This window comes from Phytohabitans flavus (genome assembly GCF_011764545.1).
Lineage (GTDB): Bacteria > Actinomycetota > Actinomycetes > Mycobacteriales > Micromonosporaceae > Phytohabitans > Phytohabitans flavus.
Genome location: NZ_AP022870.1, coordinates 5,977,316 through 5,993,670 on the forward strand (window position 1 = coordinate 5,977,316; position 16,355 = coordinate 5,993,670).

Below are 16,355 nucleotides of genomic sequence, written 5' to 3' on the forward strand. Positions count from 1 at the left end.
GATCAGGGCTTGCGGGCTGATCGGCGCGGTGCCCCGGGCACCTCCACTTCGACGAGGGCCGAGGAGACCAGTGGCGCATCGTCATGGGTATTGAGCCAGGCGACGAGGTCGGGGCTGCATTCCTCTTGCCGTACCAACTTGACGACGGCGGCGGAGTCGAGATAGATCACCAGCGCTCCTCGTCGCGCATTTCGGCGAGCGCCGAGGCGACATTCACACCCTCGTCGCCGAGTTTTGGTGGCAGCGGTACGAGGCCGGCGCCGGTAGGGGCGACGGCCCGACCAGCGGCTACCAGTTTGGCCAGCGCTGACCTGTCGTCACCCACGGGGACGAGTCGGGCGATCGGGTGGCCCCGGTCCGTGATCTCGACGGTCTCGCCGCCGCTGACCCGGGCCAGTACTTGGCTTGTGTTCTGGTTCAGCTCCCGCACACCGATGCGCTCCATGGCAAGAGTGTGGAACGGAATGTTCTACTTCGCCAGTGGCGCGCAGTCGTTATCCCACGTCCCAACTTTGGGTCGCCGAATGATGATCGGATCGAACCACTTGATGATCGTCGCTTACGCCGTCCGTCGCGTGACCTTGCCGTCTGCACCGGCAATGGATCGCCGGCGACGGTCAGGACCGGCGGCATTCTGGTGTGCCCGGCCCACCAGACGCGCCCTGAACGCGGGGGTAGACGCAGGTCAGAGAGCCGAGTAGCGGGGGCTTGCCACGGGCGTCATCTGATCCTTCTGGTCGACCTGATCAGCGCGCTTGCGCGCGATTCGTCTGGGTGCGGCTGGCCCGAGTGATCACTGAGGTGGAGTGCAGCCTGGCGTGCAGCACTGCCTGCCCGTCAGTCGGTGCAGCGGTTGCCCCATTGACGCTGGGTCCGGACCGAGCCGCGACCATGGACGGTAGCCTCCGCCTTGCGCACCAATGATCAGAGCGCCCTTCAGCTAACCCCAACCGGAACCCTCGTCGTTACCGTCGTCGGTCGCCACAGCTCATTTCTCGGAACGGTGCGTAGTTACGCATGGGCGCCTATGGTCACCGGGCCGAGGGTCAACTGGGGTTTGCTCTCCAGGATCTCCCCGATACGTTCCACGCGGTCGTCGAGATCCCGGCGCTCGGCGGCGGTGAGCGGGGTAAGGGGCTCGACCGTGACCTTCAGCCTGCGTCCCGAGCGGCGCCCGTGCCACACGCCAGCGACCGTGCCGTCGATGAGCAGTACCGGAAAGTTGCCGGCCTGGCCGCCGGCGAGCGCGCGTTCTGCGGCAGGTCCCCGGAAGAGCCGCTCACGCGGATGGCAGCCAACGGTGTAGGCGTCGAAGTATGGCAGTAGCTGTACTCCGTGTGGTGGCGTGGTTGGCGGCGCGGTGTCGCCGGCGCGGACCCAGGCGGGGTGACCATCGACCTCGACCTGTTCCAGTTCGCTCGCGAGAGAGTCGAACAACTGGATCGCCCAGCGGCGAGGCGCGGACAGCCATTGCGCGAACTGCTGCGGTGTGGCCGGACCGTAAGCGTGCAGGTAGCGCCGGACCAGGCCGGCGAGGGCGGCGGGTGCCGGAGCAGGCTCGAATCCTGGCAGCCACCGCTGCGGGCTGGTGTAGGTTACCTTCCGCCCACGGTTCGGGCCGAAACACAAGGCTCCGCGGTGTGCGGCAAGGTGCATGGCCTGCCGCCAGCGCGGCCACATGCCCCCGAATGCCGGCATCACTGGGTCTGCGGCCCAGGGACCTGTGCGGGTGGCCACTGCGGCTGTGAGTTCGTCGATGGTCAGTTCCGCGTCAGCCAGTGCTCCCGCGATGGCCGCGACGACTTCATCGGTCTGGTCTGGGGTCAGCCGTGCGTCGATGTGCATGCTGGTCGAAGCGGGTGGCAGCGCGCCGAGCGCGCCGGTCCACAGTGGCAGCTCGTGTGCGGGTAGCAGGTGCACCGTACCGCGCGGGCCGAACGTTTTAACCAGGCTGCGTTCGTTCCACAACGCGTCTCGAACATCGTTGTGAGTGGCACCGGCGACACGCAGCCCAATGGACAGCTCAGCGGCGGAGAGCAGTTGAGCGTGTGCGCCGCACATGGCGGCAACGGCATCGGCCGGGCGGCCGCGTACCGGAGTGGACAGCCCGTGCCGGTCGAGCCGCCGGCCCCATACATCGGGCCACGACAGCCGCGGCACCACCGCGGAACGGTTGGTCATCGAGTACGGCTCCGGTGTCGTCGTTCGGTCTATTGACCTGAAATGAGCTCATCTCGTCGCTCACGACAGCCACGGTACGGGCACGCTAGGACAGGTACAGCCCTAGCGGGTCGTAACTTTCTGGGCATATTGGAAACCTCCGCCCGGCTCCCAGGGCTGCTCTCGCTGCTGCAAACCCCGCGCGATTGGACCTGCGCCGTAGCCCTATCCTGCGCCGACCCGCCGTTTACGCTGGTGGCGTGAGCCCCCGGAGCCGCTGCTGCTCGCCATTGACGGCAACAGCCTGCTGCACCGCGCGTACCATGCCGCAGCCACAGGGGAGCTGCGCGACGGTGAGGGTCGGGCGGTGTGGGCGCTCAAGGGTCTTGTCACGCATGTCGCCCATGCGGCGGCCCGGCTGCGTCCGGACGCCGTGCTCGTCGGCTTCGACTGTCCAGTGTCGTCAACGAGGGCGGACGACTACGCCGGGTACAAAGCGCATCGGCCGGCCAAGCCCGCGGATCTGCAGGAGCAGCTGGCCGCCGCGCCGGACCTGCTGCGCGCGGCTGGGCTGCCGGTCTTCGTCCCGGCCGGCTACGAGGCCGACGACGTTCTCGCCAGTTGCGCGGCGAAGGCACGGGACACCGGCTGGCGTACCGTCCTGGTCACCAGCGACCGCGATGCCTTCGCACTGCTTGACGCCAGCACCTCGGTGCTGCGGATCCGCAACGGCGGCCGCGACGCCGCAGTGCTGGTCAGGGCCGCCACCCTGCCCGCCGTGTGCGGGGTCGAGGCGTGGCAGTACCGCGACTTCGCCGCGCTACGCGGCGATCCGTCCGACAACCTTCCCGGGGTGCCCGGCTTCGGGCCAGCGACCGCCGCCGACCTACTCGCCGCGTACGGGACGGTCGACGCGGCGTGGGCGGCACTGGACGGTGGGAAGGCGGCTGAGGTGACCGCAGCCGTGGGCACACGAGCGACCGAGCGGTTGGCCGAACCGGCCGCGCGCAAGCTGGTGGAGCGCAACCGCCGCTTGATGCAGATGCGCACTGACCTTCCACTGCCCGATCTCGAAGGGATCCGGCTCCCGCTCGAGTATTCCCGGATGCGACGCACACTCGCCGGCCGGGGCATCCTGCTCGGCCCATCGTTGTGGGCACTGACCGGTGGCTCCGCGCCGGACGAGGTCGCGGACGCACCGGCATGGGTACGCGTAGCAGTCCGTCCACCGCCTTCACGCCGGCCCAGCCCGATACCGGGACAGCTCACCCTCTTCTGACGCTGCGAGCCGAGAAGGTAGCCATAGCTGGCCGCATCGCGGAGCCCAGGTTCGCGGCTCCGCCGGGGCTGGATACCCTGAAGCGCACCCCGTCTTGCCTGGAGTGGACCGATGCTGGAGATCGACAAGTTTGATCTCGACGAGACCGCGACCGCGCTTGCGGACCAGAGCGCCTACGACGAGCATCGGTATCTGATTGAACCCGCAGACCGGCGAGGTCGTATTTCTGGACCCGCGACGGTGGCATCGACGGCAAGACGCCCGTTGACGTCGATGACCTGGATCTCGTCGCGATCCACCCGCTGCGCCCGCGTGTCTGGTAGCAGGACATGGCGGATGTCACCGCGTTTGGTCGGCGACGAGCAGGCGGCCCGCAGACTTGCCCGCGCGATCGACGGACGCGGGGCATTCCGCCGGTTCAACAACGAGCTGCACCAGGAATACTCACATCTAATTCCCGCCTGGCGCGCCTTCCGTGACAACCGGGCCGCCTGCTGGGCGGGGTGAGCTTGCCCAACCGCGAAGGGTGAGGCCGCGGGAGCGACGGTCCGGACCACAACGGACGTCGCGGTAGCCCGACTTCCCTGATTTTGGACCTTTATCCGCAACAAGACGCCGAGGCCACCCCAACTCCAAAAGCTTAGGCGTCAGCCAGAGCGGCGGTTGCTCCATTGACGCTGGCCCTGGACCGGACCGCGACCGCCCGGATACTGGCCCTTGCCCGTCGGCTGCGACTGTGCCGACGACTTGCCCTTGCCCTTGGCACGCCGCTCCGCCCGGTTGGCGAAGACGGGAACGTCCGGTGCGGCATCCTCATCGGGCGCAGACCGATCGTCCGAAGCCTCGTCGGGCTCGCCGTTCGGCGGCGTCGCGGTATTGTCAGGCATCGAAGCCCCCGGGAATTGACTGGTACCGGCGTGGACGACGCCGACCGCTGCATAACCTGAGCCTTACGCACCCATGATAGAAGCCTTCCATCGGCGGCCGGGACTTCAGGGGCGTCAGCAGACCTACGCCTGCGTGGGCGCGAGGTCGGCCAGCAGGGCGTCGAGCAGTCGTTCCTCCATCACCGCCCGACCGACGCGGGTCAACTCTTCTGACAGCGACGGATCCCACGGGCTTTCCGCCCGTGTGCCGAGCAGCGGCGGCCCGGAGCCGGCTGCGCGTAAGTAGTCCTCGCAGGTCATACGCCAGGGAACGGCGCGTGGGTAGCGGCTCAGCGCGGCGGCGGTCAGGCGGAGGCCGGCCCAGTCGAAATCGTTGCGCCACCTGAGCCGAGCGTGCACCGCGTACCGCAGGAGCTGGTGTGCGGCGGCCGAAGGCACGCCCTCGGTGCAGACCAGTGGCCGGGCATGCGTGCCGAACCTTGCGGCGGCGGCGCGAAGCACCGCCGGATTCTCGCAGACGAAAATCTCGTCGCAGTCCAGTCGCAGTGGTGCGAGCCGTAGCTGGTGGAGCGTGATGCGCATCGGGATGCCAACCTCCCTCGCCTGGCCTAGCCAGGAACCCACCAGGCCGCCGGAGGCTGGCAGGTTGAGCACGAGGATCTGGCTGGCGAGGTCGTCCGGCACGACACCGACCGACTCCCAGAGCGCTCGCTCCTGTTCGGTGTTGGCCGGCGTGGGCACCCGCTGCCAGACGGCGAGCGCGCGAAGGACGAGGCCACGTACCGTCCCGTCGGTGAGGGCCTTCGTGTCGTCCAGGATCCGTTCGGCGAAGACCGGCATCGGTTCGTCGGCCGCGGGCAGGGCGTCCAGGACCTTGATGACGTCGGAAAACGGGAGTCCAGCACGGATCGCGCGGGTTAGCGTGCCGTCCTGGCGCACGCCCTCGAGCCATTCCTGGTACCAGCCGGCCGCGGCGTGACGCCCGTCGCGGGCGGCGGCGAGTATCGCGTCGCGGGCGACGGCCTCCCGCTTGAGTTCGCCGGGCCGATCGCGTAAAGGCTTTGCCGCTGCCAGGACCTCGGCGAGGCCGGCGCCGTGCGCGGCCCGAAGAAAGGCGTCGAGCTCCGCCAGGGGTACGGTCAACCGCTGGGCAGCGGCTGACCGGTGTGCGCCGGTGACCCCGATGACCACCAACCGCTCCGCGTCGGTCGGGGAGGTCACCGAGACGCTGCCATCGAGAGAGCCGCCGCTGCGTTCGAGGCTGCGTCGCGCCGCCGCGAGCAACCTTGCCCAGCCGGGTTCGTCGAGCGGCTCGGTCATTCGTCGATGCCGTCGAGGGTCAGTTGGGGTAGGGCGACCTCGGCGGCCGGCGCGCGGCGTGTCTCGGGCGAGCCGAGGGCGCGGGCGAGGGTCCCGTCGAAGTCGGCGATATTCGCCGAGCCGTCCCAGACCAGCAGAATGGTGGAGACCGTGTGCTCCACCGCCGAGTGCGACAGGTCGTAGTGCGCGGCACCACTCACCGCCGGGTGCGCGGCCCAGAGGTCGTAACCGGTCATGAACAGGTCCAGGTCGAACTGCTTGGCCAGTGCCATCAGCTCGCCCCGGCCGTTGTCGTCGACGCCGGCGAATGCCTCGTCGAGCCCGAGCAGCCGGGGAGCGTCCGGGCGGGCGGAGCCGAAAAGGGCGTTTGCGGCCGCGAAGAGGGGCAGGTGCAGCGACACCGACTGCTCACCGCCGGAGAGCTGGCTGTGCCGGGCCCGAGTGAGCGCCTCGGCGGCGCCGCCCGGACGGTGCAGCGTGAACGCGAAGAACCGCCACCGCCGGTAGTCGAGGACGTCGGCGAGCAGGTCCCGGTACGGCTGCTCAGGCGCGGTCGCGCGAGCGGTCTTGATCCGGGCCGCGAAGTGCCGCCGGAGCGTGGTGAGCTGGGCCGGCCCCAGTCGCGCCGGATCGCGTTCCAGCAGCTTGCACACCTCGCGCTGCTCCGCGTCGAGGTCGTCGGAGAGCCGCCATCCGACACCGACGGTCAGCCCGGACGACATGCGGCGGGCCCGCATCTGGGTGTCCATGCCTTCGACCAGGTCGCGGGCCTCGATGGTGCGGCGGTGGATCTGCCGGGCGAGCTGGCCCAGCAGTGCGTCCTCCAAGATTCGCTGCTCGGCGTCGGTGAGGAGCTGTTCCTGATCCGCACGTTCGCGGCTGATCCGGTCGGCGAAACGGGCGACCGGGCTGAGCCCCTGCTCGTCGGCGACCCGGACGACGATCACGCCGTCGTCGGCCTCCCACTCCGGCCGGTGGTCGAGGCCGGATGCGGGGAGCTGCGCTTGTAGTTCGGTAAGCGCCGAGGTCAGCCGGGTGGCGCTCTGCTTGAGTGACGTCTCCGTCGGGCTCAGCTCGCGGGTGGCGGCGAGGAGCGCGTCGTGCAGCGCCACGATCTGTGCGTCCAGTGCCGCGTCCGCTGTCCCTGCCTGTGCCGGCCAGCGCAGATCGGTCGGGCAGCGCAGCAGGCCAAGCAGGTCGGGATTCGAGTACGGTCGCAGCCGCAGCGCCTCGTGATGTGCCTCCTGGACGGCGTCTGTCAATGCCTGCTCGCTCAGCTCCACGCGGGTACGGGCGGAGGAGCAGCGCTCGCGAGCCGCGGTGACCTCTTCCCGTGCGCGGGCCAGTGCCGCCTCGGCGTCGGTGATCTCGCCTTGGACCCGCGCCACGTCGGCTAGGACCTGCTCGGCCTCGGCCCCGATGGTGGCGCGCAACGTTTGGTACGCCTCGTTCTTCTCCTCGTACCGGAGGGTCGCCTCGTGCTGTGCGGTCTGCGCCTCGGCGAGCCGATCGTGCGCCTCCTCGTGGCGGCCCTTCGCCTCCCGCTTGGCCTCCACCGCCTTGGCGGCCGCCGGCCCGGCCGCATCGAGACGTACGCCCAGCTTCTCGAAGCGGGCCGTGGCATCGCTGACCTGGTCGACATGATCGGCCGGCAGCGAACGGTCAGCGGTGGTGCGCCGCAGTGCCGCCCCGGCTGCCGCCTGCTCAGCGAGTGCCTGGTCGAGGCGATGTGCGGCGGCGGCCGCGGCGTCCTGGCGGGTTCGGAAGATGGCGGCGGCCCGGTCCAGTGCGCGCAGCGCGGCATGGATGGGAGCCACGGGTGGCAGGTCACCACCGGCGGCGTCGACCGCGGACAGCGCGTCTTCGAGTGCCGTTCGCTGCCGCTCCACCTCGGCGATTTCGTCGTCGAGTGTGGACAGCGTCCGGTCGCACTCGGCGATCCGGGCCGCTCGGCGGGCCGCACGCGCGGTGGCGCCGATGTACTCCGGGGCCGCCTTGCGGTAGGCGCCCAGTGTGACGTCCTGGGAGTACTGGCCGGATCTCCCGATCGTCGTCGATGCCGAGGCGTCGGGTGTGACACTGTCGGCCAGCGCGATCGATGCCAGCACCTCGCGGATCCGGTCGGTCGTGACCTCGTCCTGCTCTTCAGGCAGCAGCACGTCGGCGAGGGTCCGCCCAGCGGGCCGGCGGTCCGCCGGCAGCTCGACCAGATAGCCGTCCTGCTCGCCGCCGGCCAGAGCGGTCGCGGTGGCCGATTTGGCGGGGTGCACCCAGGCGTCCAGCAGCCCTGCGGCCTGCAACGCCGCCTCGATCCCGGCCGCCTCCGTATCGCTCACGGCGTCGGCGAACCGGACCAACCGCCAGAGCGGGGCTCCGGCCCGGCCATCGCGCGACGACGGCCGGGTGTGCGTGGCTGGCGGGGCGTCGTCGTGCTCGGCGGCAATTCGTGTGCGCTCCGCCGCCACCTCCGCCCGCCGGTCCCGCAGCGACGAGCGGCGCGACCGCAGCGTGGCGAGCGCGTCGCGCCGAGTGGTGACGGCTGGCGCGACCGCCTCGACGTAAGCCTCCTTGAGGGTCTGCGCGCCGGCCTCACCGGCTTGGTCGACGGCAGCGCGCAACATCGGCATGAGGTGTGCCAGGTCGAGCTCGGCTAGCAGGTCCGCGTGAAGCCGCTCCCACCGCTCGGTGTCCGCACCGACCTGGCGCCGCGCCTCGCCGACCGCAGCCTCGGCACTCCGCTCGGCTACCTCGGCTTCCTCGGCCGCCGCCGCGGCAGCGGTCGACTCCTGGGCCGCGCGCACATGGTCACGCTCGGCCTGGAGCAGCCGGGCAGCCTGCTCGCGGACCGCGCGCACGTCGTCCCGCCGGGCGCTGACCCGGGCACTGATCCGCGCGGCCAACCCGTCCGTTCGAGCATCCTCCCCGGTCCACGGGATACCGGCGGCCTCTGCGTCCAGCAGCAGGTCGGCCGCGAGACGCTGGACCGCCGCCTCCGCCTCGCGGGCGGCCACCGCCGCGCGCTCCCACTCATCGTGCCGCCGCGCGACCGCCGCCCGCTCCACACGTACCGCGCCAGAGGACCGCTCCGCGGCGGCGGACAGATCGTGTAGATGCCGCTCGAGGTCGGCGAGCTGCTCGTGCGACCGGTAAGCCGCCGAGCTCTTCAGGCTGTCCAGATGGGCGCGGAGCCGACCCGGCTCGCCGTCGATGGAGAGGAGCCGGCCGGTAGCCGTCTCCTCGGCCGCGGTGGCTTCGGCCAGCCCGCCCCGCGCGGCCGCCGACGCCGCGCGGCGGTCGTCCGCTGTGGTGCGCCGTGTGCTCAGGGCGTCGGCCGCCGCTCGCGCATGCGTTCGCAGATAGGTCGAGTACACCGAGAGGAAGGCGACGGTCGCCGCGTCCGCGGCGACCAGACCCTCCAGGGTCCGGGCCACTGCCTCCATGTCGTCGAACGAGGCGGCCGCCTCTACCAGCAGGTGGTCGTCGACAGGTCGAAGGCCGCGCTGAAGGGTGCGGGACAGCTCGACCGGGTTGAGATCCTTGGCGAGCTGGGGCTTGCGCAGCGTCAGCACGAGGTCGAGCATCTGCTCGTAGCGGGCCGGCCCGAGCCCGAAGAGCCGGGCGTCGACCAGGTGCCGATACTCCTCGGGCGAGTCGCGCACAGCGTCGGCGCCGAGCCGCCCGATCAGGTCGCGGCGGCTCAGCGGCCGGTCGTCCGCATCCAGCAGAGCGAAGTCGACGCCGACGCGGCCCTCAGCGACGAAGTGCCACCGCGTGACCCGGTCGACGTGCCGGTGTGCCCGCAGGCCGATGCCGATCGTGACGTACTGGTCGCCGCAGCCGAACTCCATCCAGACGTACGAATGCGCGACCTCTTGGCCCCGGTAGAGCAGGTTGGACTTCATCGTGCGGTCTTCGCTGGCGAACGGGTTGAGCCGGCGCGGCTCGATGCGCCCGTCCAACAGAAACGGAAACAGCACCTCCAGCGCTTTGGTCTTTCCAGACCCGTTCGGCCCGCGCAGCACCAGCCAGCCATCGACGAAAAGGAACTCCTCGTCGCGGTAGTCCCAGAGGTTGACGATGCCGGCACGAGTGGGCGCGAAGCGACGTTCGGACATGGTTTCCTCGGCTACAGAAGGGTCTGCTGTGTGGGCCGTTTCTTGATCGTCGCCACGGTGTTGCGGTAACGCCCGACCAGAGGACGCACCAGCACACCGCCCGGCACGACGGTGACCGCGCCGAAGCGGGCCAGCAAGCCGACCGCCTCAGTGCGCAGCCGCTCCGGGTCCGCGTGCCATTGCGCACCGAACGCGGACGCGTACCGATGGAGGATCTCCTCGACGGCGGTGCGCAGGTAGCTGTCGGTGACGAACGGCAGCTTGGCCGGGTCTTCCTCGCCGTCGCCCGGCTCCGCCATGATCGCGGGTGCGGTCTCTTCCATGGGTACCAGCGTGGCGGTTGGCAGCCCCGCGTCGATCTCGTCGATCATGGCCTGCTGCTGGTCGCGCCGGTCTGGCGGGGTCATCCGCTTGACCCGCCGGCCGTCCGGGTCGGCGGCGCGTTCGGCCATCTCCGCCGCGAGCAGGACCGCCGCCTGGGCCACCGAGCCGGTGCCGGGGAACCTCTCGATGGAGAGGTTGGCGGTGTCGACGAGCAACACGCCCTCAGCGCGCCGCTCCACCCGCAACCCGGTCAGGCGTTGCAGGTCGGCGGCGAGCGCCGAGCCGCGCAGGTGGTTGGCGGTCGTGTCGTCCACGTCGGCGTAATAGACCACCGGCCGCTCCACGACGGCCCGGCGGGCAGCCTGCGCGGCGGCGCGCCGCTCGGCGTTTCCGCTGTTGGCGATCGATCGCGTCAGTAGCGCGGACACCGTGTCGACATGCTGAAGCACTCGGCTCGGCCGGAAGAGCGCGAACACCACGTCTCGCGCCACGTCGTAGAGTGCCTCGCCAGCTCCTGGGTCACTCGCCCACGCCGCGCTGGACCCGTCGGCCAGCCGCAGCGCACCTCGATCCTCCAGCCAGCCGACCGCATCGACGAACGCGCGCCGGTCAGCGCCCCGATCCGGGTCCAGACCCAGTCCGGTGATCCGGCCGGCGTCGGCGGCGACCCACTCGGCCAGCTCGCTCAACGCGATCTGCACGCCGGCGCGACCCAGCACTGCCAGGCACAGCGCCAGGTAGGCATACCTCTGGCGGTCGAATGGCCGGTCGGTGCGGGACACCGCATGCTGGCTCGCGTCGATCTGGTCCAGGGCGCGGACCAGCCGGGCCGTCGACCCATGGAGCTCCAGCCGGTATCCGAACGCGTCGGCGAGGTCTTGCCGGAGCGCGGCGCCGAACCGGCGTACCCGCGAAAGGGCTTTGTCGTCGGGCCAGCTCGCCGTGATCAACGGATGCCGCAGGACCAGCCGGACGGCTCGCTGGTAGTCCCCGAGCTCAAGCTCGGAGACGTCCCTGGCAAACCGGCCCTCACTCATATCCCGACGAGCTCCCGCTCGCGCGCGACGGTGTGGTCGGCGGTGTCGATCGAAAGGGTGAAGCCGTCGAGGTACAGCGTGCCGCCCGCAGCGGGCACCGCGGTGAACCGGCCGGCGGCCGGGGTCAGGGTGAACCGGATGCCATACGCGGCGGCGGCCAGCGCCGCCCCCTCACGCCCGGACACCCGCGCCGCCAGCGCGATGTCGAGCAGCCTGAGCAGCACCGTCGTCTGCGCCTCGTCGAGCGGCCTCTCGCCCAGCGCCAGGTCGACGAGTCCGGCGGCCGCTTCCGCCGACCGCCGCTCCTCCGCGAGCTGCGCCTGGCGCAGCCGGGCCCGTGACTCCGAAGACCTCTCCAGCCGTGCTGGACGGCCATTGCCCTGCCCGGGCGCGCGCCCGGCCTCGACCAGCGTGCGGGACAGCTCCACCGCCGGCGCCTCCCACCAGGATTGGCGGGTCGGGATCGCCTCCGGATCGCTGTGGGTGACGCTGACATGACGTGGACCGCCCAGGCCGAAGGTGGCGTCGAACAGGGCATGCGCCGCGTCCTGACTGCCCACCGCGGTGAACCAGGTGGCCAGATGCCGCAGCTGCGACTCTCGGCTGACGCCACCCCGGCGCGCCTCGGTCACCCGCCGCAGCAATGCCAGCACGTCGCCGACCGCGGAGATCGTGGCATCGGCCAGCCGGTCGGCCTCGCTGATCTGGTCAGTGCCCGGCGGTGCCAGCCAGGACCGTAGCCCCTCCCAGCGGCGCCGCCAGTCCGCCACGCGCTCCGACGGCGTGCGGAAGATCCGCTCATCGGCCTCGGCAGCCGCCTCGATCATCCGCTCCAGACCGGTGTCCTCGACCGCGTGCACTGCCTCGCGCAGCCGGGGCGTGTAACGCTGGAGCTCGTCGTGGAAATCGCGCAGATGAGCCAGCAAGGCATCCTTGTGCGCCAGGAACGTCTCCGGGCGGCTGTCATTCGTCCGGCTCAGGTCGCCGAGCATGTGGTAAAACCGCGCGGCCCGCTCGGCGATGTCAGCGAGGGCTCGGTCCAGCCGGTTGAGCTTGCGGTAGACCTCCTCCGCGTCGCCTTCCGCATTGGCCGACGCGAGCGCCGCCAGGTCAGCGAGTAGGTCGGCGAAGACAAGGCGCGACAGCGTCGTGTCGTCCATGGTCGCGGACAGCACGCTCTCGACCGCACGGTGCGCCCGGAAGCCGGCCTCGGTGAACTGGTACACCGAATGCCGGTTGCGGTACTCCGCCAGCGTGGTCGCACGGGTGCCGTCCTGGCTGCGATCGAGCACACCCCACTCCACCAGCGCGTCAAGCAGCCGAGGCAGCTCAAGGTCGGCCGGATCCGGGCATTCCTCATGCGTGCCGTGCAGGCCAGCGAGCGCTACCCCGACATCCGACGTGTGCAGCAGAACGTGGTAGTTGGCGCGGGCGGCATCGAAGGCGCGGAGCAACCACAGGTATGCCAGCCGGTTGTCCGCTGTCACATAACCGAAGAGCCGCATCCGATCATCGAGACCGAAGACATCGAGACCGAACGTGGGACGGGCTTCTCGCTTTTCCTCCATGGCGCGGCCCACCCTACCGAGAGGGACCGACAGGCCGCCGCAGACGCCCGGGTGACCGCCGAGCGGGACGTAACTCGTTCGAGGGACTGCGGCCCGGCCGACGGCGGATCAACCTTCATGATCCGGACATCGGCCGGCACGAGCCGGTCAGGCGCGGGCCGGTCCGCGGTAGTCGGGTGCCACGTAGACGGCCCTCCGCTCGCCGCCGGCCTGAGCGAACCGGCGGGTGTACACGACGTGTTCGCCTGCCGGAGCGGCATCTTCTAGGCCCGGTAGGCCGCCGCCCGCGCGGCGGTCGTCGAGGGACTCCCTGACGCTGTACTGCTGGGGCAGTCCCTCGCTCCCACGCGCCCGCCGAGACGGTACAACCTCGTGCCGCTCGCCGTGCCAGGGGCCACCCAGGAAGAGAACGTGCATGTGGTGATTGTCTCCTGTTTCAGTGCGGCGTGGCGGCGCGGGGGCCATTGAATCGGTAGCCGTGATCATCGTAGTCGCTGTAGCGGCACGGCGCCTCCCCCAACGTGGTACCGTCTACGCCGTTGCAGTTTTGGGCTTCCACGGACTTTGCCGACGCTTGGCAACGAGATCACCAGGCGTTCTTTGTTTTTTCCGGACATTCTCCGGACGAGGATTGATCAACGCGGCGACGCGGCGCCCGCACGGTGTGGGCTCCATCAGCCTTCGACGAGGAGAAGAGTCATGGCTACTGGCACGGTGAAGTGGTTCAACGCGGACAAGGGCTTCGGCTTCATCACGCAGGACGGCAACGGGCCTGATGTGTTCGCCCACTACAGCGCCATCGTTGCGGACGGTTACCGCAACCTCGAGGAGAACCAGCGCGTGGAGTTCGACATCCAGCAGGGTCAGAAGGGCCCGCAGGCGGCGAACATCCGGCTGATCTGAGCCTCAGCTCGGGTTGCCGTGCTCGGTTCGTCGAGCACGAGATGTAGTAGGTCTACCTACCGTCGGCACCTTGGGGCCCCGCATGCGGGCTCCGAAGCCAACTCCTATGTGGAGAGTGCACGCTGGACCTCCTGGGCGCACCTCGCGCACCAAGCATCGACCAGCTCCAGTTGATCCACGTGCCGTTGGTGCCGGAAGTGCGCCTGTTTTTGGCAGAGGATGCCATCATTCTGTGGGCGCGGCTGGAGGCGACCGCGGGCCGATCGCTACCCGCGCCTTACTGGGCATCCGCGTGGCCGGGTGGGCTGGCGCTTGCCCGGTACATCCTCGACCATCCAGCCGTCGTCGCGGGGCGCACGGTGCTTGATATCGCCTCTGGGTCCGGCCTCGTGGCGATTGCCGCTGCGATGGCCGGCGCCCGAGCGGTCACAGCCAACGATGTCGATCCGTATGCGATCGCCGCGATCAGCGCGAACGCCCAGGAGAACGGCGTCGTCATAAGCCCGGCGGCCGACGATCTCTTGGACGGCGACGGCGACGGGGCGGACGTTGTCCTCGCCGGCGACGCTCTGTACGACGAGTCGCTGGCGCGGCGGGTCGTGCCGTTCCTGACCCGCGCGGTAGACCGCGGCGCGCACGTCCTACTGGGTGATCCGGGCCGGCAGCACCTACCGACCGACCGGCTGCAATCCCTCGCCGCCTATCAGACGGCCGTCAGCGGGCCGCCCGAAGACGCGCAGATCCGCCGCGCGGACGTCTTCACGTTCCAGCAGCGCTAGCTGACCACACACCTTCGCCCCGACTGTCCGAGTGGGCGGCGCCGTGTGATGGTCACCGCAGCGATGAGGCTGGCGGGTCATCATTCGGGTACAAGAGTTCGAGCCGGACGCCTCGATGTCCCGATAATCGAGACACCAGCAGGCTACGATGTCTAGGTGACCAGGACATCGGGACAGCGTTCGTCCATCTACACTCCGCCGCCGCCGACGTCGGAGGATCTTGTTGTGCTGTCCGAGATTCACGATATGCGGCGAGATCTAGCGATGGCCCTTCGTGTACCGAAGCGGTGGAACGGTGGATTGCGGCGCACGATGCTTGCCCGAGCGATCCGGGGCTCTAACAGCATCGAGGGTTACTGGGTTGAGGAAGACGACGCCGCCGCCGCGCTCGACGACGAGGAGCCGCTGTCGGCTGATCAGCGAACATGGGCAGAGATCCGCGGTTACCGACAGGCGCTGGGCTACGTGCTCCAGATGGCCAACGACTCGCATTTCACCTACGACAGCACCGCTTTGCGTGGCATGCACTTCATGATGCTGCAACACGATCTCGACAAGAGCCCTGGGCAGTACAGAAGCCGCACGGTCTACGTGCAGGACGAGCGCACCGGACGAAACGTGTACGAGGGCCCGGATGCGGCCGATGTGCCGCAGCTCGTAGAGACCCTGACCGAGAGCCTCCGCACCGGAGTAGGGCACGACCCACTCGTGCAGGCAGCGATGGCCCACCTAAACCTGGTCATGATCCACCCGTTCCGGGACGGCAACGGGCGCATGTCCCGCGCGCTGCAAACCCTTGTACTGTCTCGGCAGGCGATCGCGGAACCGGCATTCTCCAGCATCGAAGAGTGGCTGGGACAAAACACGGAGGACTACTACCGTGTCCTAGCCATCACCGGCCAAGGCATTTGGAAACCACGCCCCGACGCGCACCTGTGGGTGACCTTCAACCTCCGCGCGCATCACATGCAGGCGCAGACGACCGCGCGCCGGTTGGAGGAGGCAATCGCGATCTGGGACGAACTCGACCACCTGGTTGCCGACAGCGCGCTACCCGACCGCGTTACTGCTCAGTTGTACGACGCGGTCCTTGGCTACCGGCTTCGCCGCTCCACCTACGCCAAGGCGACCAGCACGGAGGAACGGACGGCCAGCAGGGATCTTGGCCGCATGGTAGATCTCGGCATCCTCGTGCCGCGCGGTGAAGCGCGCGGCCGCCACTATGTAGCCGGTGAAGTCCTGGCCGACCTACGGCGCCGGTGCCAAGAGCGGCGTCGCCCTCTTACAGATCCGTTCCCCTGGATGAGAGAACGACTTGCGCGGGAAGATATCGGCTAAGCCGGCAGCTTGCGGTCGTCACGAAGGCCTGCGACAGCATCCGCGGGCGACCACCACGGGGCGCCGGACGCCGTTGGTCAGGCACTCCGGGGGCGCAGGTATCGGCGCAGAGTTTCGGCGGCGACCTCGTGGTCGATGACGTCGGGCTCACCGGAGACGGTGATGGTGCCCACGACCTCATCGCCGTTGCGCAACGGGATCGAGCCACCGTGGGCCCGGAAGCGGGAGTGGTCGATGTCCGCGCGGCCTCCGAACGGGGTGCCGGCTTCGATATGGCGCAGCTTGACCAGTAGCGATGGCTCGCCGAAGCGGGTCGCCGTCGCGGCCTTCGCATCGAGCCAAAAGTCGTTGTCGGGACCGGTGTTCTTGAGCTTGGCGCGGAACATCGAGTGGCCGCGCAGCGTGACGTCCACGGCGAGGTTGACGTCGCGCTCCCGGATGAGGGCGACGGCGACGAGCCCCAGGTCGACCGCGTCGTCGGCGCTCATATCGCCGACTGACAGCTCGCTGAGCTGCTCGAGCTCCGGGACGGTGAAGGTCGGCAAGGGCGCTGTCACGGCATAGAGGATACGGCAAGCCGGAACGTCGATGGCGACGGACGATGGGTGATCGCGCGCGAGGCCTGATATAGCGCCGAGCGCGAAA

15 protein-coding genes are annotated in these 16,355 nt (G+C 69.6%); 5 read left to right on the forward strand and 10 right to left on the reverse strand.

What is annotated here, in order from left to right; all coding sequences use genetic code 11:
* Positions 1-2: 2 nt before the first annotated feature.
* From Pflav_RS46245 to Pflav_RS26255, 3 genes are all read right to left on the reverse strand, one after another.
* A complete protein-coding gene (locus Pflav_RS46245) occupies positions 3-170 on the reverse strand; it encodes a PIN domain-containing protein (RefSeq protein WP_173039016.1) in 168 nt (55 codons plus the stop codon).
* Complete coding sequence (locus Pflav_RS26250; RefSeq protein ID WP_173039017.1) at positions 167-445, reverse strand: type II toxin-antitoxin system Phd/YefM family antitoxin; 279 nt, start codon at positions 443-445, stop codon at positions 167-169. The genes Pflav_RS46245 and Pflav_RS26250 overlap by 4 nt, the downstream gene beginning before the upstream one ends.
* Before the next feature lie 566 nt (positions 446-1,011).
* A complete protein-coding gene (locus tag Pflav_RS26255) occupies positions 1,012-2,181 on the reverse strand; it encodes a winged helix DNA-binding domain-containing protein (protein ID WP_173039018.1) in 1,170 nt (389 codons plus the stop codon).
* 268 nt (positions 2,182-2,449) lie between these two features.
* On the opposite strand from Pflav_RS26255, the gene Pflav_RS26260 reads away from it, so the two are divergent.
* Positions 2,450-3,439, forward strand: a complete 990-nt coding sequence (locus Pflav_RS26260; RefSeq protein WP_269474638.1) for a 5'-3' exonuclease — start codon at positions 2,450-2,452, stop codon at positions 3,437-3,439.
* Positions 3,440-3,550: 111 nt separating this feature from the next.
* Positions 3,551-3,946, forward strand: coding sequence for a hypothetical protein (locus tag Pflav_RS26265; RefSeq protein WP_173039020.1), 396 nt, complete (start codon positions 3,551-3,553; stop codon positions 3,944-3,946).
* A 140-nt stretch (positions 3,947-4,086) separates the two neighbouring features.
* Here the strand turns inward: Pflav_RS26265 and Pflav_RS26270 are convergent, their stop codons facing one another.
* From Pflav_RS26270 to Pflav_RS26295, 6 genes are all read right to left on the reverse strand, one after another.
* Positions 4,087-4,326 (reverse strand): hypothetical protein, encoded by a 240-nt coding sequence (locus tag Pflav_RS26270; protein WP_173039022.1) that lies wholly within the window; start codon positions 4,324-4,326, stop codon positions 4,087-4,089.
* 123 nt (positions 4,327-4,449) lie between these two features.
* Positions 4,450-5,646 carry a TIGR02679 family protein gene (locus Pflav_RS26275; RefSeq protein WP_173039024.1) on the reverse strand — a complete coding sequence of 399 codons (1,197 nt, stop codon included), beginning with the start codon at positions 5,644-5,646 and terminating at the stop codon, positions 4,450-4,452.
* The gene (locus Pflav_RS26280; protein ID WP_173039026.1) at positions 5,643-9,761 is read right to left on the reverse strand and encodes a TIGR02680 family protein; all 4,119 of its coding nucleotides are present in this window, start codon (positions 9,759-9,761) and stop codon (positions 5,643-5,645) included. Before Pflav_RS26280 ends, Pflav_RS26275 begins: the two co-directional genes overlap by 4 nt.
* An 11-nt stretch (positions 9,762-9,772) precedes the next feature.
* Positions 9,773-11,122, reverse strand: a complete 1,350-nt coding sequence (locus Pflav_RS26285; protein ID WP_173039027.1) for a DUF2398 family protein — start codon at positions 11,120-11,122, stop codon at positions 9,773-9,775.
* Positions 11,119-12,690 (reverse strand): TIGR02677 family protein, encoded by a 1,572-nt coding sequence (locus tag Pflav_RS26290; RefSeq protein ID WP_173039029.1) that lies wholly within the window; start codon positions 12,688-12,690, stop codon positions 11,119-11,121. Before Pflav_RS26290 ends, Pflav_RS26285 begins: the two co-directional genes overlap by 4 nt.
* A 147-nt stretch (positions 12,691-12,837) precedes the next feature.
* Positions 12,838-13,107, reverse strand: a complete 270-nt coding sequence (locus Pflav_RS26295; protein ID WP_173039031.1) for a hypothetical protein — start codon at positions 13,105-13,107, stop codon at positions 12,838-12,840.
* Positions 13,108-13,389: 282 nt separating this feature from the next.
* On the opposite strand from Pflav_RS26295, the gene Pflav_RS26300 reads away from it, so the two are divergent.
* From Pflav_RS26300 to Pflav_RS26310, 3 genes are all read left to right on the forward strand, one after another.
* The gene (locus Pflav_RS26300) at positions 13,390-13,593 is read left to right on the forward strand and encodes a cold-shock protein (RefSeq protein WP_173039033.1); all 204 of its coding nucleotides are present in this window, start codon (positions 13,390-13,392) and stop codon (positions 13,591-13,593) included.
* Positions 13,594-13,772: 179 nt separating this feature from the next.
* Positions 13,773-14,372, forward strand: coding sequence for a class I SAM-dependent methyltransferase (locus tag Pflav_RS26305; RefSeq protein ID WP_232072738.1), 600 nt, complete (start codon positions 13,773-13,775; stop codon positions 14,370-14,372).
* A 156-nt stretch (positions 14,373-14,528) separates the two neighbouring features.
* Positions 14,529-15,710 (forward strand): Fic family protein, encoded by a 1,182-nt coding sequence (locus tag Pflav_RS26310; RefSeq protein ID WP_232071932.1) that lies wholly within the window; start codon positions 14,529-14,531, stop codon positions 15,708-15,710.
* Positions 15,711-15,787: 77 nt separating this feature from the next.
* Here Pflav_RS26310 and Pflav_RS26315 read toward each other — a convergent pair whose 3' ends face one another.
* A complete protein-coding gene (locus Pflav_RS26315) occupies positions 15,788-16,267 on the reverse strand; it encodes a heme-binding protein (RefSeq protein ID WP_173039035.1) in 480 nt (159 codons plus the stop codon).
* Between the last annotated feature and the right edge of the window lie 88 nt (positions 16,268-16,355).

Bases quoted from the DNA above. Each gene is read 5' to 3' on its own strand.
- Pflav_RS26300 (WP_173039033.1), top strand. From the start codon at position 13,390: ATGGCTACTGGCACGGTGAAGTGGTTCAACGCGGACAAGGGCTTCGGC.
- Pflav_RS26265 (WP_173039020.1), top strand. From the start codon at position 3,551: ATGCTGGAGATCGACAAGTTTGATCTCGACGAGACCGCGACCGCGCTT.
- Pflav_RS26295 (WP_173039031.1), bottom strand. From the start codon at position 13,107: ATGCACGTTCTCTTCCTGGGTGGCCCCTGGCACGGCGAGCGGCACGAG.
- Pflav_RS26290 (WP_173039029.1), bottom strand. From the start codon at position 12,690: ATGGAGGAAAAGCGAGAAGCCCGTCCCACGTTCGGTCTCGATGTCTTC.
- Pflav_RS26255 (WP_173039018.1), bottom strand. From the start codon at position 2,181: ATGACCAACCGTTCCGCGGTGGTGCCGCGGCTGTCGTGGCCCGATGTA.
- Pflav_RS26275 (WP_173039024.1), bottom strand. From the start codon at position 5,646: ATGACCGAGCCGCTCGACGAACCCGGCTGGGCAAGGTTGCTCGCGGCG.
- Pflav_RS26270 (WP_173039022.1), bottom strand. From the start codon at position 4,326: ATGCCTGACAATACCGCGACGCCGCCGAACGGCGAGCCCGACGAGGCT.
- Pflav_RS26250 (WP_173039017.1), bottom strand. From the start codon at position 445: ATGGAGCGCATCGGTGTGCGGGAGCTGAACCAGAACACAAGCCAAGTA.
- Pflav_RS26280 (WP_173039026.1), bottom strand. From the start codon at position 9,761: ATGTCCGAACGTCGCTTCGCGCCCACTCGTGCCGGCATCGTCAACCTC.
- Pflav_RS26285 (WP_173039027.1), bottom strand. From the start codon at position 11,122: ATGAGTGAGGGCCGGTTTGCCAGGGACGTCTCCGAGCTTGAGCTCGGG.